This window comes from Chitinophaga dinghuensis (genome assembly GCF_003259435.1).
In the GTDB taxonomy this organism is placed as follows: Bacteria; Bacteroidota; Bacteroidia; order Chitinophagales; family Chitinophagaceae; genus Chitinophaga; species Chitinophaga dinghuensis.
In genome coordinates this window covers 468,511-492,311 of record NZ_QLMA01000006.1, presented here as the reverse complement: position 1 = coordinate 492,311, position 23,801 = coordinate 468,511, and the positions used below count along the sequence as shown (strand labels likewise).

Here is a 23,801-nt window from a genome sequence, read left to right as displayed (position 1 = left end):
TGAGCCTAATGAGAACGGTCGGTACAAGTTAGTGCCGACCGTTCTGATTTTTATAATGCTCTGCTTCGTGTAGAGGATGCTTTACTATTTGCATGAAATGATAAAGTGATATCTCCCTCAGACGCTGCTATCACAAATGGGATGGCTTCCAGTCCAGGTACAAAATTAAAAATTCGTTTACCCGTTACCGGTAGTATGCCGAGGGCATGTCTGGAGGTCACTACCACCTTGCCACCAGGTTTTATAATCTCGTAGGTATTGGCATTGATACGATTCCAGGGTTCTGCCGAAGCGGAAATCACTGGCAGGATAAACTGCGTCGGCAACTGTTGGGCATCGCAGGAGTACTTGATCTGTACTGCATTTCCTTGAAACGTATAGCTGATATCCGCCTGTATTTTTCCTGTATCAGGCGATTGCTGATCGCCATTAACCAGTGTAGACCGGGTATGTATAATGGTATCAGTACCTTTTTTATCATTGTAAAATGTAGCGCTCTGGTCCTGAATATTCATATAGGTTTGACCGTTATGAATGAGTTGGAGTCGTGGTGTAAGTGGCATCGAATTGGGATCGTTGTCTGCCTGCATATTATCTGCCTCGAACATTTGGTATTCGTTCATGCTGGCGCAGAGAATTACACCCAGCTGCTGATGCCAGAGCATAGAGAGTGCGCCGCCGGAAGTGTGGCCCGACTTAAATTTTTTATAATTTCTATCATAGGTAGTTACAGTGGCTCTTAGCTTGTCTGTCGCTACCAGTATGGTTTGCAGGTCTTCTATGAATTTTGTTTGATGGGGAACCTCTCTGGGCAGTTGAATGCTTTCCGGGTTAGTTGCTGGAATTTTATATCCTTTTTCTACCGTTGTTACCAATGCTTTAATATGGCAGAAAGTATGATGCAGACAAGGCGTAATGTCATGGGAATGATAGTGCGGCCCTCCATACAAAATACCATCATGGGTATGCTGTTGTAAAAGTCTTGTATTTTGTAATGCAGCTTTATAGAAGGCAGGGTCTTTATGTGCCAATAGTGCAAATGCAGGCTGGCAGCCGTCAGACGTCCTGCTACCCCAATAGGTCCATTTGTAGTTACGGGTACCCCAACTATTGTCCCAACCGCCATCCGGTAGCATAAATTGCAGGTGAGCCTTCAGGGAAGCAGTGAGTATTTCCAGCAGTTCATTATCCTTATTGAGGATGGCGTATTGTATCAGTGAAGGAAGCGATTCTTCCACATTATAGCCCAGATCCACACTGAAGCACCCTTTAGGACTTGGAATATCAAGTGGGCCGCCTTCACCGCTTAGCAAGTGATCTTTCTTAGTGAAGTACTTAACGGCAACATCTGCCAGTGCCTTTGCCTTTTTACGATAGGATGGTACATCCAGCAGTTCATCCAATAACGTTAACGCATATGTGGCAGCAATTGGATAATTGATATTACCATAGTCAATAGAGAAATTTTGGGAGATGTAATCTCCGCTTTTATGCAGCCGGTCTCTTATTTCCTGTCTGAAGTTATTATCCAGCAGATGTCCATAATGCAGCAGTGATTCTGCCAGGGCGATAGTGGTAAACACGGTGGTGCCTTTCCAGGAACCTGCTTTGGGCTCATTGAGCCAGGAGCCATCTGGTTGCGAAACGGTGCGCTCCATCCATCTGTAAAGTATTACAGCCGCATCTGCATAGGCATGATTCCCTGTAGTGGAAGCCAGGTGCAGGAATGGGTGAATAGTATCTCCGGAGCGGCCATGGATGGCATTTTCAGTAGGTAGAATAATAGTGCCGTAATTTTGACTGTGGCTGTCTTTCACCTGGAGCTCCAGTAGCTTTGTACCCCAGGTGGAGATCAGGGATTTACATACATCCCCTAATGGATCTTGAACTACTGTATTCGGAAATGCAAGACTGCTACCAGCGTACATGGAAACTGCCAGGCCGGCAGTGCCGGCAGACAGGTGTCGGATAAATGTTCTTCTTGTTGGCATATCGTGGAAAGAATAAGGGCTGATTAATGATATTCATCAGCCCTGAAAAATGAATCGGTTAGTATGCACTTGATTTATTTAACAATGCCAGATCTTCCTGATCTAGCGTCATGGTAACTCCATGCATTAATTCGTGTAGTTGTTCTTTGGTGGTTGCGCTGGCAATTGGAGCCGCAACAGCAGGCCGTGTCAGCAGCCAGGCCAGGGATATGGCAGATGGCGTGGTTTTGTGTTTTGCTGCGCAGATGTCCAACGCCTCGAGAATGCGAATCCCCCTCGGTGTCAGGTAGGAGAGCGCTTTCTGTCCACGTGCTGCACTTTTCGTACTGTCCGCAGCATTCCGGTATTTCCCGCTCAGGAAACCGCTGGCCAGCGAATAATAATTGATCACACTGATGTTCCCCTTCACACAGATGTCGGCATACAGTTGTTCATATTTCTCCCGGTCATACAGATTGTATTCCGGCTGAAATGTTTCATACCGGGGATAGCCATGGCTCTCGCTCGCACGGAGACTGGCCAGGAGTCGCGCAGGACTCATATTCGAAGCGCCTATGGCGCGTATTTTCCCAGCTTTAATAAGGGTATCGTATGCCTCCAGGGTTTCTTCCACCGGCGTCTCCTCGTTATCATAATGGGTCTGATAAAGGTCTATATAGTCAGTTTGTAAACGCTGGAGAGAGTCCTCCACACGTTTAAGGATATACGATTTAGAGACATTCATACCTTCTCCCATATCTGCGCCTACTTTTGTGGCTACTATTACTTTATCCCGGTTGCCCCTGTCTTTCATCCATCTGCCGAGAATACTTTCTGATTCGCCACCTTTGTTGCCAGGTACCCAGCGGGAGTATACATCCGCAGTATCTACCAGGTTAAAGCTGTTTGCAACAAATTCATCCAGCAGGGCAAATGATGTTGTCTCATCAGCTGACCAGCCGAAGACATTACCTCCAAAAGCCAATGGCGCTACTTCTAATCCTGAGTTCCCTAGTTTTCTTTTTTCCATATGTAATGTGTTTTGAATTATTCTGTCTGAGGTCCACACTAATTTAACTATTTTTGAGCTTTATACTACTAACTTTATGATGATCGATATATCACTGGAAACATTCAATTGGCTGACATCCAATTATGGTAAAATTAATGGGAACTCTTTCCTGGACGCCAGGGAAAATGTCACCCATGAAATATTTCCTGATAAAGTAATCATTGGCTCCAATTTCATTAACTGTGCCACCTATCAGGTATATTTCACAAACGACCATCTGCATGTGACTAAATTTGAGCTGGATAACCCACTGTTGGAAGAAAGTGCTAAAATGGTGCACGGAGATATGACAGAGGAGGATCAGACGGAATTACAGTTGAGATGGAATACCATGGTGCGCGACCTCCAGGCAGCTGAAAAATTGCAGAACAGCGGCAATGCCCGCAATGCACTGGCAAAGCTGTACCTGAATATATTTGAGGAAGACCAGGCATTGGAACTGATAGATGAGTTACCTTCTCTTGTTAAACCAGCACCCACCGCCGTATGGGAAGAGCTGGCAGTAGCTTTGCAGAATAGTGGCAACCTGGTTGAATTCGAATGGTCGGATCTCACAGATACCGGCATATATGCACTCAATGAACTGGAACCTATCCAGATGGCGGGCATCGTACTGGATGTTCCCACCGAAGAAGAATATGAGGAAATTATTGCTGCAGATGATTTCGCCAAAGCTTCCCTGGAATTTGTCAATCAGCAGCTGAAAGAACATGATCTGAAAATTGTAGCCATTGGTACCGTCCTGGATGAATTCCAGGCATTTACCTGTCTGCCTGCCCATGATGGGAAGCTGGCACATGCACTGGCCCACCTGACAGAACTATGTCTTGTCTATCTTTACTAGCTTAAAATCACGTTAAATATGATCAGCGGTGCTAACCTTCCCATTGAAATGCAATAAATTAGGGTATCGAAAATTTCATTTAGTGTGAAGGTTGCCAGGCTGATAATAATATTTATCCTCGCTGTATTTCTGATTCCCAATGGAACAGAAAGCGGTCGTACAGCCGTTACCGGTAAACTTCCCCGATTTTCCACCAGTTTTATTTCCATACTTCATCCGGCTACAGAAACCGGAGCGAAGGAGTATACTTATAAAACAACTGTTAACAGATTTAAGCGCAGACCTGTTGGAATCAACGATTATAGTTATTTCCCTTGTGCAGTACCTGTTATCTCCCTCAAATACAAATTTATCTATGTGCAGCATACCACAGGGTATCTGCCTGATTCCTATCATAGCGTACACGTTCCCCTCAGAAGCTGGAGAGGCCCACCTACAGCCTGATCTCATCTAATCTTATCCTATTATTTCATTAGTATTTGATCACGGTATATGAATTTATATAACCTCGTGAAGCATTGCTATGTGATATTGCTATGCGCAGTAGTCACCAGTAAATGCTTTGCGCAAACGCCAGCGGACAGCTTCACGTTGCATATGGCTATATCCAGGACCCTCCAGCATTACCCGGATATGAAAGCCAAAGAGGCACAAGTGAAAGCAGGCAAAGCAAGTCTGACAGATGTAAAACACAACTGGTATCCCGCACTTAAATTACACGAACAGCTGGACCTTGGAACAGATAATAGTATTTATGGTTCCTACTTTACAATGGGCATGATTCCATCTACTTCAGGTGGTATCCGTAATGAGAATAACAGTCAGCTCATGAGCGGTAATATTGCCATGGCCCAGATGCAATGGGAAGTCTACAATTTTGGCGGATATGCTTCTCAACGTAATGCTGCCCAATCCGATCTGAAAGTACAGGAAACCAGCCTGAATAATACGGCAAACCAACTGACAGCGGGCGTCATCCAGGATTACCTGGAATTACTCCGCCTCAGTGAACTGCGGAAAATTCAGACAGATAATATACACCGCACAGAAGATGTGCAACGCGCAGTGAATGCCATTGTTAAACATGGTCTTAAACCTGGGGTGGACAGCGCCATCGCAGCTGCGGAACTCTCCAGGGCAAAACTCAACCTGATTGATGTAAATACGCTCTATAACCGACTGAGAATTGAGCTCTCCACATTTACTGGACTGGACACTGCGGTTATTAAAGCTGATTCTACCTACAATCCTCAACTGGAAGGATTGCTGGCAGACTACCTGCCACAACAGGATACTGCTGCGCATCATCCTTTGCTGGAATACTACCATGCCCAGTACCTGCAACAACAGGCACAGGAAAATGTGATCCGGAAAAGTACCATGCCGAAAGTAAACCTGATGGCAGCCGGATGGATGCGTGGTTCCAGCGGAGAATACAACGATTACTATAATAATAATCTCTGGAGCGGAGTGGGATACAGCCGGTATAACTACCTGCTGGGATTGGGTATCACCTATAATCTAACAGATCTGAAACGCACCCGCGAAAAAGTAGCGGTACAGCGCTATAAAACGGAAGCGGCAGAAGAAGATCTGGAAAGTACCCGCCTGAAACTGGAACAATCCATGCGCCAGTCGCAGTCCGATATGGCCATTGCAGAAGAACGGCTACACGAAATTCCGGCCCAGCTCAATGCAGCCCGGGCTGCCGCTACACAGAAAACGGCGTTGTACAAAGCCGGGCTTACCAATATTATCGAGGTAACCAATGCGCTGTTCTTACTGAACCGTGCGGAAACAGACCTGGTGCAAGCCCGCGATGCCGCCTGGAAAGCCTTGTTCAGAGCTGCTTATGCAGGAAACACCATTCAAACATTATTGCAGCACCTGCAATAATATGGATTAGTTGATTCTAAAAAGATTATTATGTCACTAGTATCCTCGGCACTAAAGAAACCAATAGCGGTGGTCGTTATTATGACAGGAATGCTCCTGTTTTCTTTTCTGGCCATCTTCAAGATTCCCATAGATATTTTTCCAAAACTGAACCTGCCTACGATCTATGTAATTGAGTCCTATGGCGGGATGTCGCCCCAACAGATGGAAGGCTTTTTTGCTACCCGACTACAAGATCAGTTTCTCTATGTGAATGGAATAAAGAATATTTCAAGTAAAAATATCCAGGGACTTACCCTGTTAAAACTTACTTTCTACGAAAGTACAGATATGGCAGAAGCCTCTGCGCAAGTGGCTTTGCAAGTGAATCGAGCAATGAACTTTTTTCCTCCGGGAGCACAACCGCCGCAGGTAGTACGTTTCGATGCGTCCTCTCTGCCGGTGGGAGAGCTGGTATTAAGCAGCCCTACCCGGAACCTGAAAGAACTGGCGGACCTTGCTGCCACCCGTATCCGTCCGATGTTTGCAACTGTACCCGGACTCTCGGCGCCGCCGCCATTTGGCGCTAATACGCGTTCAGTAGTGATAAATGTAGATCCGCAGAAGTTGCGCAGTTTCAACCTCTCTGCCGATCAGGTAGTGGAAGCCATCGCGAAGAATAACGTCATGACGCCCTCCGGGAATATTCGTATAAACAATACCATGTATGTTACTACCGTCAATTCCCTGGAGAAACAAGTGGCTCAATTTGGAGATATCCCTATCACCAGCAACGGCGCCAGTAACATCTTTATTAAAGATATAGCGAATGTAGCAGATGGGGCAGACGTAACGGTAGATTACGCCCTGGTAAATGGTAAGCGCTCTGTTTATATACCAGTGGTGAAAACGGCAGATGCCAGTACATGGGATGTCGTGAAAACATTGAAACAACGCATTCCGGAAATGCAAAATCTGCTGCCGGATGATGTGCATATCAGCTATGAATTCGATCAGTCTGTGTTTGTGATCAATGCCGTGAAAAGTCTGATGACAGAAGGTATCCTCGGCGCATTGCTGACTGGTCTCATGGTACTGCTATTCCTGAAAGACCTGCGCAGTTGCCTTGTAGTGGTGATCACCATCCCTATCGCGATTCTGACAGCAGTGATGTTCCTGCACCTCAGCGGACAAACCATCAACATCATGACGTTGAGCGGACTCGCTTTAGCCATTGGTATCCTGGTGGATCAGGCCACAGTAACGATAGAAAATATACATCAGCATCTGGAGATGGGAAAACCCAAACGTAGAGCTATTTACGATGCATGCGAGGAAATTTCCTTCCCATTGCTGCTGATATTATTATGTATACTAGCCGTGTTTGCGCCGTCTTTCATCATGACAGGCGTACCACGTGCGATGTTCCTGCCACTGGCCCTCAGCATTGGTTTCGCTATGATTGCTTCTTATTTTGCTGCGCAGACGCTGGTCCCTGTGGTCAGCAACTGGTGGCTCAAAGCAGAGAAGTATCAACACGCCCCGGCAGGACTGGCATTGGACCACGAAGAAGTAGTAGAGATCAATTCCCAATTGCATCACGAGGAAGCGCATGAAAAACAACTGAAAGGTTTTGATCGTTTCAAACATCGTTTTATCCGGCTACTGGAACGTATGGCGCCTAAGTCCAAACTGATAGTAACCGTGTATCTTATAGGCGCTATCGCTTTGGCCGCTGGATGCTATCTCTTTATCGGAAAAGACTTGATGCCGCATATCAATGGCAGTCAGTTCCAGCTTCGCCTCCGTGAACCCGATGGTACGCGACTGGAAAGAACCGAAGCCCGTGTTCATCAGGTACTCGATATGATCGATAGCGTAACCAATGGCCATGTCATGATTAGTTCCGCTTATGTTGGACTGATTCCAAGCAGCTACGGTACGAGTAACTTGTATGTTTTCAATAGCGGTACGCATGAAGCAGTATTACAGGTCAACCTGGATGAAGACTATAAAGTGAATATGGACGACTTGAAGGATACGCTGCGAAGCCATATAGCCGCTGCATTCCCGCAGACCCGTGTCTCCTTTGAACCAATAGACCTGACTGAAAAAATAATGAGCCAGGGCGCCAGTAATCCAATAGAAGTGAGAGTGGCAGGAAAGGATATGAAGGAGATTGCCGGCTATGCAGAAAAGGTAGTGGCCAATATGCAGCAGATACCGTATCTCCGCGATGTTCAGATTGCACAACCTTTACATTTCCCAGTTATCAGTATATCCATAGACCGGTTCAAACTGGCGCAGATGGGACTCACCATTGGTCAGGTGGCCCGCTCTGTTACCGCATCTACCTCTTCCAGCCGCTTTACAGAAAAAAATCAGTGGCTGGATGAAAAGGCAGCTTATACCTATCAAACACAAGTGCAGATTCCGGAATACAGTATGACTGAATTAAACGACCTGAAGGAAATTCCACTGGTAAAAGGCCAGCCACGGCCGGTATTGGGGGATGTCGCTAATTTCTCTATGACGGAAATGCCGGGTGAATTCGACAGAGCCGGTCCTCGTAGATTCGTTACCGTTAGTGCAAACATTACGGGTACTGATCTGGCTACTGCTACACAGGCAGTACAGAAAGCCATCAAAGATGCCGGCGTTCCGCCGAAAGGATTAGTGACAGAAATTAAAGGCGCTTCCAGTCTCCTTACAGAAACGCTGGGCAGTCTGCAAAATGGACTGGGGATCGCAGTAGTGGTGATCTTCCTGTTACTGGCAGCTAATTACCAGTCATTCCGACTTTCATTAGTGGTACTAGCAACAGTACCGGCAGTAATTGCAGGTGCGTTAATTGCACTTTTAATTACCGGTGCAACGCTTAATCTGCAATCGTATATGGGGATGATTATGTCTACCGGCGTATCCGTAGCCAATGCGATTTTAATTGTAACCAATGCAGAAAAATTAAGATTGGAATATCATGATTCTTTCCGGGCAGCGATTGTCAGTGCCGGCGTCCGACTCCGTCCGATATTAATGACGAGTTTAGCCATGGTAGCTGGTATGATACCAATGGCATCCGGCATGGGAGAGGCGGGAGACCAGACTGCCCCATTGGGACGCGCCGTTATCGGGGGACTGATAGCGTCCACATTTGCAGCTTTACTTATTCTGCCACTGGTCTATGCCAGAGCGCAGTGCAAATCGAGCTATGCTTCTCCGTCGCTGATGCCAGCAGAAAAAATTACTTCTCATCACTCTCAAAACTCAATGCATGCAACCGTATAAAACATTCGTTCAAATATTGCTGGTAGCTGGTACAGCCGTGATGATGACTTCCTGTCATCATTCCGATGCGAAAGCGAAAGTGAAAATTCCCACGCCTAAAAAATACGCATTAGCTACCGTCGTAAAACAGCCGCTGGCAACAAGTTTACAGCTGCCTGGTGTTTTAGAGGCGTTTGAGAAAGTCAGCATCTTTCCAAAGGTCAACGGTTTTATTAAAACGGTGGCAGTAGACCGCGGTAGCCATGTACATAAAGGGCAGCTGCTCTTGCAACTGGAAGCGCCGGAAATAATGGAACAGTATCTGGCTGCTCAATCCCGCTATTTGCAGGCATCCGCATTGTATGCCGCCAGTAAAGATAATTTCGAGCGTATGCTGGCCACCAGCGAAACGCCAGGAACCATTGCACCACATGATCTGGAAATGGCCCGTGCAAAAATGCTGGCAGACAGTGCCCTGATGAACACCGAAAAATCAAATCTCGCCGCAGCGCAGGTGATGAAAGGCTACCTTATTGTTACGGCCCCTTTTGATGGCGTGATAACAGAGCGTAATATCCACCCGGGCGCATTGGTGGGGCCGGCCACCAAAGTGGACGACAAACCTATGTTGATGTTGGAACAAGAAGGTAGGTTGAGGCTGGTGTTGCAGGTGCCAGAGATATTAAGCGCACAGCTGAAAGAAGCCGCTCCGGTGACTTTTCAGGTGAATGCATTACCAGGCACTACGTTCAGAGGAGCGATCAGCAGGCAGGCAGGTACGCTCAGCGATCGTTACAGATCTGAAGCTGTGGAGATAGATGTCCCTAATAAGGATAATTCGCTTAAATCAGGAATGTATGCAGAAGTAACATTACCTGTAGACGGCTCCGCAAAAGCGGTAGTAGTGCCAGGATCGGCGGTGGTAGCATCTACAGAAAGAAAGTATGTGGTAGTGGTAAAAGATCATCATGCGAAATGGATAGATGTACAAGAAGGAAATCATCATAATGATTCTACAGAAGTCTTTGGCGATTTGCATGAAGGCGATCAGGTAATTGCCGTTGCAACAGATGAAATAAAAGAAGGCGCCATCATAGAATAGGTATGCCCTAAAATACCGGCCGTCCCGAAGAATCGGGACGGCTTTTCTGCTAACTGTTCCGTCTATATTGATTTTAATGTTCCTATTGAAAAAAGGGAACGATAACATCCACCTAGTAATCAATAACGGATTTTACCTGTTGTTAATCGAAAAAATATACTGCATCACCTAAGGTGACGAAAGATTTTATTTTACAGTAAGTAAAAAGGATTGTCTCTGTTTTTCAGATCGGGTAGGGGCCGATTTTTCTCTCTAGCTCTACATGTCAGTATTTATACCTTTATAACACAAGGCAAAATGAAATTGTTTTGTTCGGGGAAAGAAAAATCAAAGTTTGAATAGCTCCATGGCTCCAAGAGCAAGCATCTGTACGCCAATAACGGCCAGGATTAAGCCCATCATTTTGGTTATCACCATCATGACATTGGTTCCAATGACTTTCACAATTTTATCGCCGGCAATGAACAGCATATAAGTAATATAACAGATCAGCGCATAGACAGCCATTACAATCAGAAGATGATATACGTCTTTAGCAGCAGAATAACTCATAGAGGTGGTAATAGTTCCTGGGCCGGCCAGCAGGGGCATTGCCAGTGGCGTAATAGCCACACTGATACCTTGGTCCGCTTTTACAGGTTGATCGCCCAGTTTAGGATTTTGTTTGTCTTCTCCTTTTCCACGCACCATTTCATAACCGATAACAAATACAAGAATCCCACCTGTAACACGCAACGCAGCTAATGTAATACCGAATACATGAAAAATCAGTTTACCCGCCACACTGAATACAGCGATAATGGAAAAGGCAATCAGCACGGATTTGGTAGCAATGTTCCGCCGCGAGGGCTTATCCATATTGGAGGTCAGCTCCAGGAATACCGGAATAGCAGAAATAGGATTCACAATCGCGAGCAATCCCATGAACACGGTGGTAGCAAATGCAAAGTAGTTATCGAATAATTCCCTCATAACAGCAATATATGAATTTTATTACTGATAAGGTATAATATTATAGTGGTAAAAATTTATGCGCGGAGTCGCGGTAGCTGCCAGTTATAGCGTAAACTTACCAATCTAATTGTGACTATAACGGTAACGGCTATACTCTGAATTAAACCTGGATCTGCATGGTAATATGCGCCTGCTACATAGAGCGTTCCGCCAGCGATAGAAGCGGCGGCATAGATTTCTCTGGTGAATAGAATAGGTTGTTCTCCGCTGATAACATCGCGCAACAAGCCGCCGAAAGTACCGGTAATAGTGCCTAGCGCCACACAAATGGGCATGGGAAGACCAGCCGCAATCCCTTTATTGATCCCGGTTACGGTAAATAAGGCTAAACCGATTGCGTCGAAAATAGTCAGCCAGTGATGCAGTCTTTTGACGTAGGAGAAAAAGAGAGCGGCAATAACAGCAGCAATGATAATAGCGCTATTACTCAGTTCATCCGTCATCCAGGCCACAGGTGTGGCTCCTATAAGCAGGTCGCGGATAGTACCGCCCCCAATGGCAGTTACAAACGCCAGTGTAAGCAGTCCGATGACATCATAAGATTTGTTGATGGCTGCTGTTGCCCCGGATATGGCAAACGCAAAAGTTCCCAATAACTCCAATACTTGAATGAAGGTAAGCTGCATTCGGTGATATTACATTTAGGGGTGCAAGATAAGTAATCCCCGCCTGCCTACAGCAATTCCGATGCAACTAACCAAATCAATAATCGTAGTCGTATTCGCCACGGAGCGTACGCTCGATCTGATCTTGCAGATCGCTGCTGAAACCTTCTACTTCAATTTTTGGGTGGTGATCCAGATTGATACGGAAACGACCTTTCTCTTTAATAACGAGATCGTAAATATCTTCCAGTAAAGCGTACAGTAACTTCTTCGTGTTTTCTGCCAGTTGTGCCAGGAATGAATCTTCGAGTTGGTTGAATTCGCGGTTCTTATAAGATAATGTCAGTTGAATCATAACTATTATGGTTTTTCTATCAGGATAAAATTTTCAGAATTTCAGGCAGGTAAACATACTTAGGTCTTAACCGGCTGATTCTCATTAACTAATTATTATTTCTTGCATAAAAATAGATAAAATCATATGAATATTTTTGCTTTATACATAACTTTTTATCCACATAATCAAAAATAGCACAGATTTTATTATACCTTTCCAGGTCGTTGCCTCTCATAACGCCCGCATCGGGCAAATGTTCGCATTGTTTTTATTTTTTTGTTACCATTGCAACTTATTTAAAATCAGATGAAAAGAATTACCCTGTTAATGTTATTCCTGCAGGGGGCGGTACTCCTGTTGCAGGCTCAGCCGGGCCCCATGTTTCAATGGAGTAAAGAAGGATCCGGTACCTATCAGATGCAAAAAGATGGTATCGCTTATATGCCCTGCAATGGAGAGGCGTCCACGCTTAAAGTGCCTGTAAGCCTGATGACCCCCGCGGGCTCCAAGGAGCCACTGGACGTGCAAAGCTTCCAGTTTTACCAGCAGGATTCCCGTGTATTATTGTTTACCAATACCCGCAGAGTCTGGCGTTATGAAACCAAAGGCGACTACTGGGTACTGGACCTGAACACCAAAAAACTACGCCAGTTAGGTAAAGGCAGACCTGCTTCTTCCCTCATGTTTGCCAAGATTTCCCCAGACGGAAAGAACGCTGCATACGTCAGTGAGCATAACATTTACGTGGAAGACCTCAATACCGGCGCAATAAAAGCCCTGACCACAAATGGTAACCGTCACTTTATTAACGGTACATTCGACTGGGTATATGAAGAAGAACTGGATTGCCGCGATGGATTCCGCTGGAGTCCTGATAGCAAAAGCATTGCCTACTGGCAGCTGGATGCTACCAAAACACGCGACTTCCTCATGATCAATAACACAGACTCTATCTATTCCTTTACCATTCCGGTGGAATATCCGGTTGCTGGCCAGGACCCATCCGCATGCAGAGTAGGGGTAGTAAATATTCAAACGGCCCGCACCAACTGGATGAATGTGCCCGGAGATCCCCGGCAGCACTATATTCCAAGAATGGAGTGGATTCCAAATTCTAATGAACTGATCATTCAGCAGCTGAACAGACGCCAGAATGAAAGTAAGATTATGGTATGTCGTGCCGACAATGGCGCTACCAGAACCATCTACACTGAAAAAGATGCGGCATGGATAGACACCAAAGGTACCTGGGATGATACCGGTATCAGAGGCTGGGACTTCCTGCCTGATGGAAAGTCCTTCCTGTGGCTGAGTGAAGAAGATGGCTGGCGTCATATATATCATGTCTCTCTGACTAATAATACCGTAAAACTCCTGACACCAGGTAATTACGATGTCATCAAGTTGTTACGTGCAGATGAGGCTACTAATGCTATTTATTTCCTTGCTTCTCCTGATAATCCAGTGCAGCAATACCTCTACAAAGTGCCTATGACAGGAGGCCCGGCGGAAAAGCTGACCCCTGCTGCATTTAGCGGTACCAATAAGTATGAAATGTCGCCTAATAGCTTGTGGACATACCATTCCTTGTCTACCTGGAAACTATATCGTCCGCTGAATGAATTCATCAACCTGAAGGAAGCGCCGGCCGTAAGTAAGAAGATGGAAGAAGGATTGACAAAATTTGCCAACCCTGCCAAGAACCTGGAGTATGTGCAGGTAACAACAGTTGATGGCGTAAAGATGGATGGTTTTATGGTGAGGCCGACGAACTTCGATCCATCCAAAAAATATCCTGTCATATTTACGGTGTATGGAGGTCCTGCCGCCGCTACCACACTGGATTCCTGGCATGTGGGCAGAGACAGACTATACAAAGGTAACATGGCAGATGACGGGTACGTCTATGTATCTTTCGATAACCGTGGTACGCCACTGCCTAAAGGAAGAGAATGGAGAAAAGCCATCTATCAGAAAATTGGCGTAATTGATACCCGCGATCAGGCGATGGCAGCAAAAGCGCTGATGGAAAAATATTCATTCATCGATTCGTCCCGTACCCTTATCTGGGGCTGGAGCGGCGGCGGTACCATGACGCTGAACCTGCTTTGTCAATATCCAGGCGTGTTCAAGTCCGGCGTTTCTATCGCGCCTGTAACGAATTTGCTGACCTACGATAATATTTACCAGGAACGTTATACGGGTTTACCGCAGGAAGATATGGAAGCCTATAAGAAAGGTTCGCCGGTATCTTATGCAGAACATATGGAAGGTAATCTGTTGATGATTCAGGGAACAGGAGATGATAACGTGCACTATCAGAATTCTGAAATGATGCTGAACGCCCTGATCAAATATAACAAGCAACTGCAGTTCATGGCCTATCCGAATCGTTCACACAGTATTTCAGAAGGAGAGGGAACAGATGAACATCTGTCTACGCTCTTCACCAATTTCGTGAGGACGCATTGCGCTCCGGGCGCCAGATGATTTCACGCAAAGAACGCCAAGGGGCAAAGGCCGCAAATAAGAGAAATAAAGTTGTTTAGATTTTAAATAATATATTTCAACATAACTCCTTTGCGTTCTTATTTTCTCTTTGCGTCTTTGCGAGATACCCTTACCTTCGCTTCCCTAAAATGAGTTTTATGTCTATAACCAGGATTATTGGTATCATCGCCTCGGCAGTAATTATTATCTGTGCTTTCCTGCCATGGTCAGAAATCAATGATGTGCATTTGAAGCATTTGATATTTACCGGTGTGAATACAGTAGGTTCCAGCTATGGAGAACCGGGAAAACTGAATATTTTCCTCTCAGTGGTAGCGCTGGCGATGTTTGCATTGCGCAAAAAATGGACGTTGCGTGTAAATCTGTTTGTATGCGGATTCCTGCTGGCATGGACATTCCGGAATATGATGATATTCTCTCGTTGTGAGATTGGTATCTGTCCACAAACTCATATTGCATTATATATCTCTGTAGCGGCTGCCCTGGCAGCATTTTTATCCGTACTGTTTACCAGAGTAGATAAATAAACGCTTACCATACTTTCTGCAGGATCCAGGCGCCTGCTAAAATACCAGCGCCCATTAACCAATAGCGAATAACAATTGGTAATGGGCGCTGTGCTGTTAATCTGGCTTTGATAAAGCTGAATATAGTTAATCCCAGGAAAACCAGCATCATGCTGGTTTGAGAAGCAGCATTGAAATTTTCATTAGCGAGATACGGATACACCGACAAGCCTCCGCCCATCAGAAAAAAGAGTCCCGTGAATATAGCGCTGCTGATAGCACGGCCACGACTATACGTAGTTTCCTTTACCTTTTCTTCTGCCAGTGTACGTTCCCATAGGTCCGCATCTTTTTTCATTTCGTCGGCGATATGATCGATGGTCGTTTCACTGATATCTAATCCTTGTAATTTTTGTTTTTCTTCAGGAGTGAGCAGGGGATTATCATGTTGCAGATCTCCGCGATTGGCACGGAAAGCGCTGAACATAACCAGCAACGTACCAATCAGCCAGATGGCCAACTGGAGGTTGTAGAATTTTTGCACTTCCATTGGGAAGTGCTGTATCACCTGCGTAGAGAAAAAAAGCAGGAATAACCCATCAGGAAAACCGATGAGCAGGTCGGTACTCCATCCGGAGCTCCGGATGGCTTTGTGGCTGTCCGCCATGTATCTGATAATTTAATATTCCGGGTATTTAGCGATGGAATGTTGATTCCAGACTGCGCTGAATAATGCTGACACAATCCATCACCTGTGCTGCATTAATGGGCAGCGGTGGAGCGAATCGGATTTTATCGCCATGGGTGGGTTTTGCCAGCAGGCCGTTGTCTTTTAAAGTAAGGCAGAGATCCCAGGCTGCTTCCGGATCATCGTGTTGAACAACAATGGCATTCAGCAGTCCTCTTCCGCGGATGGTGGTAATGTAAGGAGATTGTATATCCTGCAATCCTTTACGGAGCAAGATGCCCATCGCCTCGGCATTTTCCGCCATTTTTTCGTTTTTGAGTACTTCCAGTGCAGTCATGGCTACTTTACAAGCAAGGGGATTACCACCATAAGTGGAACCATGTTCTCCTGGCTTGATCGTCAGCATAATATCGTCATCGGCGAGAACAGCACTCACAGGCAGGGTTCCACCTGACAATGCTTTACCAAGTATCAGAATATCAGGTCTTACATTTTCATGATCACAGGCCAGCATTCTGCCGGTACGCGCCAGGCCGGTCTGGATCTCGTCTGCCATAAACAATACATTCGCATCTTTACAGTATTGGTAAGCCTGTGCCAGATAGCCCTCGTCTGGGACTACCACACCGGCTTCTCCCTGGATGGGTTCTACCAGGAAACCTGCTACGTTTTTATCCTGTAAGGCCTGTTCCAATGCGGACAGGTTATTGAAAGGAATAATTTCATAACCAGGCATGTAAGGACCAAAATTGTTTCTGGCGTCCGCATCGGTACTGAAAGAAATGACATTTAAAGTACGGCCGTGGAAATTATGGCCGCAGACGATAATCTTAGCCTTGTTTTCCGGTATTCCTTTTACCTGGTATCCCCAGCGACGGCACAGTTTCAGGGCTGTTTCCACCGCTTCCACCCCAGTGTTCATCGGCAGTACCTTATCATATCCGAAGAAACGGGTGATATATTCTGCATACTCTCCCAGTAGGTCGCTATGAAATGCCCGGGAGGTTAAAGTAAGTTTTTGTGCCTGTTCTATCAGCGTGGCAATGATCGCCGGGTGACAATGCCCCTGGTTAACAGCGCTGTAGCCTGACAGAAAATCATAATATTGTTTACCGTCAACGTCCCACAGGTATACGCCCTTGCCTCGGTCTAAAACCACTGGCAGCGGGTGATAGTTATGCGCGCCGTACTGTTCTTCCAGATCCAGAAAATGTTGGGTTCTTTCCGTTATTGTATTTGTGGGTATCATTATGTAAAATTAAATCAATTATCCTTTTAATCGCTGCACCAGTGCTACGTATTCTTTCATCGCATCTTCTTTGGATTTGCCCTTTAGTTCTTCCCAGGCATTATGCTTTGCTTTTGCCACAAAATCAAATGGATTGGAAGGTGCTTCTCCGCTGACATCCCCTTCAGTGGCTTGTTTATATAATGAATATAACTGCAGCAGAATCTCATTAGAGGGCTTTTCGGAGAGCGTTTTACTGTTTGCGACCGCTTGTTCAAATTCCTGTGTAAGTTCCATAGATCCTAATTTTAAAAGAATGAATGATCGTTGTTTTACTAAGGTGCAGATAAATTAAACATTCACCAAATAAACCAACTAATTTTAATACCTTTGCGGGCTGAAATGGCCTGATCTGCAATAAGATCATCCATCGTACCAGTAAATTATCATATGAAGAATATTCGCAATTTTTGTATTATTGCCCATATTGACCACGGTAAAAGTACCCTGGCTGACCGTTTGTTGGAGTTTACCAAAACAATTTCAGACCGCGACATGCAGGCGCAGGTACTGGACGACATGGATCTGGAGCGTGAAAAAGGGATTACCATTAAGAGTCACGCTATTCAAATGAACTACACCGCCAAGAACGGTGAAAAATATACTTTTAACCTGATTGATACGCCCGGTCACGTGGACTTCTCCTACGAAGTATCCCGCGCACTGGCCGCTTGCGAAGGAGCTCTCCTCCTGGTAGACGCTGCACAAGGTATTCAGGCACAAACAATTTCCAACCTCTACCTGGCACTGGAAAACGACCTCGAAATCATCCCTGTTATCAATAAAATTGATATGCCAGGCGCTATGATCGAGGAAGTAAAAGACCAAATCATTGAACTGATCGGCGTTAAAGACGAAGATATTCTCCTGGCATCCGGTAAAACCGGTATCGGTATTGAGGAAATCCTCGAGTCTATTGTAACCCGCATTCCAGCTCCTAAAGGAGATCCGGAAGCGCCCCTTCAGGCTCTGATCTTTGACTCTGTATTCAACTCTTTCCGTGGTATTATTGCTTATTTCCGCGTATATAACGGTACTATCAAGAAGGGAGACAAAATTCGCTTTGTTAACACAGGCGAAGAATATGAAGCGGATGAGGTAGGTATCCTCAAACTCGGCCTCGAACCTAAGAGCGAGGTAAAAACCGGGGACGTAGGGTACATTATCACCGGTATTAAAAATGCCAAAGAAGTAAAAGTAGGGGATACCATCACCCTGGCCAGCAACCCTTGCCTGGACGGCATTAAAGGTTTCCAGGAAGTAAAGCCAATGGTATTCGCCGGTATCTTCCCGGTAGTAACAGAGGATTTCGAAGAGCTCCGTGATTGTATGGACAAACTCCAGCTGAACGATGCTTCCCTGACTTATGAACTGGAAACTTCCCAGGCGCTTGGTTTTGGTTTCCGTTGCGGATTCCTCGGTATGCTCCACATGGAGATCATCCAGGAAAGACTGGAACGTGAGTTTAACCAAACCGTTATCACCACCGTTCCGAACGTAGGCTTCATCGCGTACGATACCAAAGAAACGAAAGCCATCACGGTAAATAACCCGTCAGAAATGCCGGACCCTACCAAGATGTCCAGCATCGAAGAGCCATGGATTCGTGCGCAGATCATCACCAAGCCGGATTATATCGGTAACATCATGACACTCTGCCTGGGTAAACGCGGTATCCTCCTTAACCAGAGCTACCTCACCACCACCCGCGTGGAACTGATGTTTGAGCTGCCACTGACAGAAATTGTATTCGACTTCTACGATAAACTGAAAAGTCAGACCCGCGGATACGCGTCATTTGACTATTCCCCAATTGGCTTCCGTGAAAGCGATATCGTGAAAATGGATATCCTCCTGAACGGCGATAAAGTGGATGCTTTGAGCGCCCTGATTCACCGTAGCCGTGCACAAGACTTCGGTCGTAAACTCTGCGAAAAGCTGAAAGAACTGCTGCCACGCCAGCAATTCCTTATCGCTATCCAGGCAGCCGTTGGCGCGAAAATCGTTGCCCGTGAAAACATCAGCGCTATGCGTAAAGACGTAACCGCGAAATGTTATGGTGGCGATATCTCCCGTAAACGTAAGCTCCTGGAGAAACAGAAAGAAGGTAAAAAACGTATGCGTCAGATCGGAAACGTAGAAGTGCCACAAGAGGCATTCCTGGCCGTACTGAAACTGGACGATTAGTAAAGAAACTACTTCAGATAAAAAAGGGATGGACGTTGCAAAACGTCCATCCCTTTTTAGTTTTCATCATGCAGAGAAATTATATAAATCATTGTAAAGATTGTATAACAGTTCCCGGCCGCAGGAGAGCGACCTTTGAATGGTCAATAAGCAAACCGCCTAAAACGGTAACGGTTATACGCTATTTACTAAATGTTTAAAATTCGAATCAATATGGAAACTTACAAATTCAAAACCAACATCAATTGCAGTGGCTGTGTAGCAGCAGTTACGCCACACCTGAACAAAGAAGACGGTATTGGCCACTGGGAAGTTGATACAAAAGTGAACGAAAAAATTCTTACCGTTGAAGCCCATGGCAAGACACCTGAAGAGGTAGCAGCTGTGGTAGCGAAAGCCGGTTTCGAAGCCGAAAGAATCTAATGTAATCAGGCAATCAGGTCATTCTGATACATAGAGATAAATTAATCGGGAGTCAGTATATTTGAGTAAAGCAATTTTATGAAAAATATACTGCTCCCGTTTTTGTTTGTACTCATCTCTTTTGCTGCCTTTGCCCAACAAACGCCGCCTCCAGCTAAGGAGGTACTCCAAGAAGCTGCTAAAATAGCGTTGAAAGAGAAGAAGCATGTATTTATCATGTTCCATGCCTCCTGGTGTGGCTGGTGTCATAAAATGGACGATGCCATGAACGACCCCAGTGTACATTCCCTTTTCGATAAAAACTATGTAATCCGACATATTACCGTGCTGGAAAGAGGCGCTAAAACTGCTGAAGAAAATCCCGGAGGTATGGAAATGCTTACCCAATATCATGGAGATAAAGGCGGTATTCCCTTTTGGCTCGTATTTGGCCCGGATGGTAAACTGGTGGCCGATAGCCGTATGAAAGATGAATCAGGAAATCTTGCTAATGTAGGATGTCCTGCCCAACCCGGGGAAATAGCTTTCTTCCTGGATATCCTCAGGAAAACTTCCCGCATGACCGATAAAGACCTGGCTGCCGTAAAAGAAAGATTTGGCAGGATTAATGCCAGGAATTAATAACGTCCTACCGAACATCCCTTGCCTGATTGGTGTTTAAACCTATAAACCTCTGGCATGCGTAAATGGCTGCGGCTAACTCTATTTATTGCAGGCGGAATTCTCGGAGTTCTGATACTGTTGTTTCTTGGACTGGCATTATATATCAGGGCCAACAAGGCCGACTTTCTGAAACAAATCACCGAACAGATTGACGGCAGAATTTCCGGAAAGTTAACCATTGGAGACATGGAACCCTCTCTGGTCAGGAACTTTCCTAATATTTCACTGAACCTCAGCAAAGTGCAGCTGCAGGACAGTCTCTTTGCGTCCCATCATCGTTATCTGCTCGATATTCAGCATATCTATGTGAAGCTGAATACCTGGTCCCTGTTGAAGAAAAGAGTGAAGATTAAAGAAGTAATTCTGGAGAACGGAGGTATTTGTCTGTATACCGACAGTACCGGCTATACGAATACCAGCGTCTTTCAGCATAAGTCCACTTCTTCCCCCTCCAAACAGGCAGACATAGGCGAGTTGAGAATGGAGAATGTCACCTTTGTTATTGAGAATAAGCAGAAGCAAAAATACTTTGATCTGCTGGTTAAAGAAATGTCCGGTAGCATGATGAATCAGGGCGATTCTGTTGCTATCACCCTACATACAAAAATTCGCTCCCGTCACTTTGAGTTTAATACCGTCAAAGGCAGTTACCTGAAAGATAAAGAGATGGACCTGCCACTGAAGCTTTCCTTTAACCGTAAAACCAAGGTACTGCATATACCTGGTCAGAAAATCAGTATAGATGGTAAACCCGTAACACTGGGAGGCAATTTTGTATTTGATGAAAAACCACCGGCTTTCAGTCTGCAAATCATCGCCAATGAACTGCTACTTAAAGAAGGCGCTTCCTGGCTGCCACCCGGCATTTCAGGAAAACTAAGTACCCTCGGACTCCAAAAGCCACTGGATGTTACTGCTAACATAGACGGCTATATGAAATACCGGGATACGCCACATGTGATTGTTTCCTGGAAGACCACAGACAACGTTTTGCAGAGTTCTCTCGGCGCCTGGTCCAGTTGCAGCTTCACCGGACGTTTTAATAATCAGGTACTGGATATTCCGGATCATACAGACGCCAATTCCGCAGTGAGTATATTTAACTTGGCCGCCACCTTAGGTACCGTGCCTGTAAAAGCGGATACTATCAGGGTGGTAAACCTGAAGCAACCCTTGCTGAGAGGACATTTTCAGTCTTCTTTTCCATTGGCTAACCTGAATGATAATTCCAATTCGCTGCCTCTGCATTTTAATGCAGGACAGGCAGTGGCAGACCTGAATTACACCGGGCCTATTATGAAAGACGACACATCCGCCTCTTCCCTGATGGGGGTTGTACAAGTCAATGGCGCTGGGTTTACCTATGCGCCCCGTTCTTTGCAATTCAAGGATTGCAATGCCACACTGCGTTTTACCGGACAGGATCTGCTACTCGAAAATGTCAAAGTGCAGTCGGCCAACAGCACACTTTTCATGAACGGGAAAATGAAGAATGTATTAAACTTCTATTTCACGGCGCCAGATAAAATTTTACTGGAATGGAATATCCGTAGTCCACTGGTAGACCTGAATGAATTCCGTTCCTATCTGAGTCCCCGCCAGGGAAAGAAACCCTCCGCAGCTGCCAGGAAGGCGCATATCGGGAGAGTGGGTAATCAACTGGAATCCGTACTGGAAGCCTGCAACGTGAACATGCAGGTACAATTGGATAAAACTGTTTATAAACATTTTACCGCTCAACAAGTAAAAGCCACCTTGCTGCTAACAGCGGATGATATCCTGCTGAACCGCATCTCCCTGCAACATGCCGGCGGAACACTGGGCCTGCAGGGAAAAATACACCAGCAGGGCATCAACAACTATTTTGATATTGCCGCCAGTTTAACGAATGTAAATATCTCACAACTGTTTTATGCCTTCGATAACTTCGGTATAGATGGACTCACCTATAAGAACCTGCAAGGCATCGCCACCGTCAAAACCAATATGAAGGGCAATGTACTGGACAATGGCACTCTGGCGAAACGCTCGCTGAACGGGACTATTCAGCTGAACATGAAAAAAGGCGCGTTGCTGGACTTCTCACCGCTGGGAGATATTGGAAATTTCCTCTTCCGGAAACGCAGACTGGACAGCATCACATTTGCCAATCTGAACAATACTTTCCGTGTAGAGAACGGTAAGGTATATATTCCGCCGATGCGTGTAGCATCCAGCGCGGTGAATATAGATTTGCAGGGAGTGTATGGTATTGGTGGCGGTACCAATATTCAAATGGAAGTACCATTGCGAAATCCCAATAAGGATACCTCTGTCACCGATCCTACAGAGCGTTTCAAACGCAGTCGAAAAGGTATTATTCTGCGGTTGCGCGCGATAGACGGACCGGATGGGAAGGTCAAAATCAAAATGGGAAAAGGAGATGAATCCAAATAGTTGTGCTGGAAATAAAGTAAATTTAAGAAGACAAAAATCAATGTCATGAAAGCAGTTGCTATAAAGAAAATCAAAGGAGTTCCTGAGCTGATGGAACTTCCCAAACCGGAATTACGGTCTGGTGCTATCCTGGTAAAAATGGAAGCCGCTGGGATGAATCCGTTCGACTGGAAAATGATTGACGGCATCCTGCAGGATAAAATGAAACACCAGTTTCCCATGATATTGGGCGTGGATGGCGCCGGCGTAGTGGAAGACGTAGCTGAAGGCGTAACAAGATTTAAAAAGGGAGATAAAGTTTTCGGACAGTTCCTGCATGTTCCCGTAGGTGAAGGTAGTTATGCAGAATACATTGTAGTGCCTGAAAAAGCAAATATTACACATGCGCCCAAAACAGTTACAGCTGTAGAAGCAGCGGCTGTGCCTACAGCCGGCATGACTGCTCAGCAGTTGCTGGATGGGTTGCATCTGCATAAGGGTGATTTATTGCTCATCCTGGGATCTACCGGCGGCGTAGGCTCATTCGCCACGCAGATGGCTGCACAGGAAGGGATTAAAGTAATTGCTACCGTTTCAGATAAAGAAGGAGGGGAAAGAATGAAGAAACTGGGCGCAGCATATACAATTAATTATGAAGAAGCGCCAGTGGCAGATCAGGTGCAGCGTCAGTTCCCTGAAGGCGTACACGGCATTATAGATTTGGTGAGTCCGGCTGCTGGATTCAGTAAGAACCTGAGTTTACTCCGGCCTGGAGGAGGCGCTTTTACTACGGTGTTTGTAGCGGACGAAGCAGAGATGAAGCAAAAGGGAATCCACGGCGGCAACTTTGAAGCAAAAGGATCGCCGGCAGTATTTGATAAACTGGCCTCCATCATAGACAGTGGGGAAATTAATATTCCTGTAGAAACAAAAATTCATCTGGAAGAAGTGCCAGATGCGATTTTGGAGAGCCGGCGCGGAAGAGGAAAAGGAAAAACTGTGATCGTCATGTCCTGATAAAATAAAAGAAAAAA

20 protein-coding genes are annotated in these 23,801 nt (G+C 45.6%); 12 read left to right on the top strand and 8 right to left on the bottom strand.

The window, feature by feature from the left end:
- Positions 1 to 50: 50 nt before the first annotated feature.
- On the bottom strand, positions 51 to 1,991 hold the full coding sequence (locus CLV59_RS19690; protein WP_111593784.1) for a glycoside hydrolase family protein: 1,941 nt from the start codon (positions 1,989 to 1,991) through the stop codon (positions 51 to 53).
- A gap of 58 nt (positions 1,992 to 2,049) precedes the next feature.
- Positions 2,050 to 3,000: an aldo/keto reductase gene (locus CLV59_RS19685; protein WP_111593783.1), complete on the bottom strand. Its 951-nt coding sequence runs from the start codon at positions 2,998 to 3,000 to the stop codon at positions 2,050 to 2,052.
- Between the two features lie 76 nt (positions 3,001 to 3,076).
- Here CLV59_RS19685 and CLV59_RS19680 point away from each other — a divergent pair, with 76 nt between their 5' ends.
- From CLV59_RS19680 to CLV59_RS19660, 5 genes are all read left to right on the top strand, one after another.
- Positions 3,077 to 3,886 (top strand): DUF6630 family protein, encoded by an 810-nt coding sequence (locus tag CLV59_RS19680; protein ID WP_111593782.1) that lies wholly within the window; start codon positions 3,077 to 3,079, stop codon positions 3,884 to 3,886.
- A gap of 84 nt (positions 3,887 to 3,970) precedes the next feature.
- Positions 3,971 to 4,330 carry a hypothetical protein gene (locus CLV59_RS19675; protein WP_111593781.1) on the top strand — a complete coding sequence of 120 codons (360 nt, stop codon included), beginning with the start codon at positions 3,971 to 3,973 and terminating at the stop codon, positions 4,328 to 4,330.
- Positions 4,331 to 4,378: 48 nt separating this feature from the next.
- Positions 4,379 to 5,782 carry a TolC family protein gene (locus tag CLV59_RS19670; protein WP_111593780.1) on the top strand — a complete coding sequence of 468 codons (1,404 nt, stop codon included), beginning with the start codon at positions 4,379 to 4,381 and terminating at the stop codon, positions 5,780 to 5,782.
- A 30-nt stretch (positions 5,783 to 5,812) separates the two neighbouring features.
- Positions 5,813 to 9,049 (top strand): efflux RND transporter permease subunit, encoded by a 3,237-nt coding sequence (locus CLV59_RS19665; RefSeq protein WP_111593779.1) that lies wholly within the window; start codon positions 5,813 to 5,815, stop codon positions 9,047 to 9,049.
- Positions 9,036 to 10,130, top strand: coding sequence for an efflux RND transporter periplasmic adaptor subunit (locus tag CLV59_RS19660; protein ID WP_111593778.1), 1,095 nt, complete (start codon positions 9,036 to 9,038; stop codon positions 10,128 to 10,130). The genes CLV59_RS19665 and CLV59_RS19660 overlap by 14 nt, the downstream gene beginning before the upstream one ends.
- A gap of 327 nt (positions 10,131 to 10,457) precedes the next feature.
- On the opposite strand, the gene CLV59_RS19655 is transcribed toward CLV59_RS19660, so the two are convergent.
- The 3 genes from CLV59_RS19655 to CLV59_RS19645 form a co-directional block, all read right to left on the bottom strand.
- The gene (locus CLV59_RS19655; RefSeq protein ID WP_111593777.1) at positions 10,458 to 11,102 is read right to left on the bottom strand and encodes a MarC family protein; all 645 of its coding nucleotides are present in this window, start codon (positions 11,100 to 11,102) and stop codon (positions 10,458 to 10,460) included.
- Between the two features lie 56 nt (positions 11,103 to 11,158).
- Positions 11,159 to 11,770: a trimeric intracellular cation channel family protein gene (locus tag CLV59_RS19650; protein WP_111593776.1), complete on the bottom strand. Its 612-nt coding sequence runs from the start codon at positions 11,768 to 11,770 to the stop codon at positions 11,159 to 11,161.
- A gap of 76 nt (positions 11,771 to 11,846) precedes the next feature.
- Entirely contained in the window at positions 11,847 to 12,104 is a 258-nt protein-coding gene (locus CLV59_RS19645) for a hypothetical protein (RefSeq protein WP_111593775.1), read from the bottom strand.
- A gap of 288 nt (positions 12,105 to 12,392) precedes the next feature.
- Between CLV59_RS19645 and CLV59_RS19640 the strand changes: the two genes are divergently transcribed.
- Together CLV59_RS19640 and CLV59_RS19635 are read left to right on the top strand one after the other, a co-directional pair.
- The gene (locus CLV59_RS19640) at positions 12,393 to 14,576 is read left to right on the top strand and encodes a S9 family peptidase (RefSeq protein WP_111593774.1); all 2,184 of its coding nucleotides are present in this window, start codon (positions 12,393 to 12,395) and stop codon (positions 14,574 to 14,576) included.
- Positions 14,577 to 14,734: 158 nt separating this feature from the next.
- Complete coding sequence (locus CLV59_RS19635; RefSeq protein WP_111593773.1) at positions 14,735 to 15,124, top strand: hypothetical protein; 390 nt, start codon at positions 14,735 to 14,737, stop codon at positions 15,122 to 15,124.
- A 4-nt stretch (positions 15,125 to 15,128) separates the two neighbouring features.
- On the opposite strand, the gene CLV59_RS19630 is transcribed toward CLV59_RS19635, so the two are convergent.
- From CLV59_RS19630 to CLV59_RS19620, 3 genes are read right to left on the bottom strand one after another with little or no spacing between them, the layout of a single operon-like run.
- A complete protein-coding gene (locus CLV59_RS19630; protein ID WP_111593772.1) occupies positions 15,129 to 15,770 on the bottom strand; it encodes a VIT1/CCC1 transporter family protein in 642 nt (213 codons plus the stop codon).
- Between the two features lie 28 nt (positions 15,771 to 15,798).
- Positions 15,799 to 17,040 carry an ornithine--oxo-acid transaminase gene (rocD, locus tag CLV59_RS19625; protein ID WP_111593771.1) on the bottom strand — a complete coding sequence of 414 codons (1,242 nt, stop codon included), beginning with the start codon at positions 17,038 to 17,040 and terminating at the stop codon, positions 15,799 to 15,801.
- A gap of 18 nt (positions 17,041 to 17,058) precedes the next feature.
- Entirely contained in the window at positions 17,059 to 17,316 is a 258-nt protein-coding gene (locus CLV59_RS19620) for an acyl-CoA-binding protein (protein ID WP_111593770.1), read from the bottom strand.
- A 153-nt stretch (positions 17,317 to 17,469) separates the two neighbouring features.
- Between CLV59_RS19620 and lepA the strand changes: the two genes are divergently transcribed.
- The 5 genes from lepA to CLV59_RS19595 all read left to right on the top strand — a co-directional run bounded on the left by lepA (position 17,470) and on the right by CLV59_RS19595 (position 23,784).
- Positions 17,470 to 19,266: a translation elongation factor 4 gene (gene lepA, locus CLV59_RS19615; protein WP_111593769.1), complete on the top strand. Its 1,797-nt coding sequence runs from the start codon at positions 17,470 to 17,472 to the stop codon at positions 19,264 to 19,266.
- Positions 19,267 to 19,479: 213 nt separating this feature from the next.
- Complete coding sequence (locus CLV59_RS19610) at positions 19,480 to 19,689, top strand: heavy-metal-associated domain-containing protein (RefSeq protein WP_111593768.1); 210 nt, start codon at positions 19,480 to 19,482, stop codon at positions 19,687 to 19,689.
- Between the two features lie 78 nt (positions 19,690 to 19,767).
- Entirely contained in the window at positions 19,768 to 20,310 is a 543-nt protein-coding gene (locus CLV59_RS19605) for a thioredoxin family protein (RefSeq protein ID WP_111593767.1), read from the top strand.
- 57 nt (positions 20,311 to 20,367) lie between these two features.
- A complete protein-coding gene (locus tag CLV59_RS19600) occupies positions 20,368 to 22,788 on the top strand; it encodes an AsmA family protein (RefSeq protein ID WP_111593766.1) in 2,421 nt (806 codons plus the stop codon).
- Positions 22,789 to 22,833: 45 nt separating this feature from the next.
- The gene (locus CLV59_RS19595) at positions 22,834 to 23,784 is read left to right on the top strand and encodes a quinone oxidoreductase family protein (RefSeq protein ID WP_111593765.1); all 951 of its coding nucleotides are present in this window, start codon (positions 22,834 to 22,836) and stop codon (positions 23,782 to 23,784) included.
- The last annotated feature ends 17 nt before the right edge of the window (positions 23,785 to 23,801 follow it).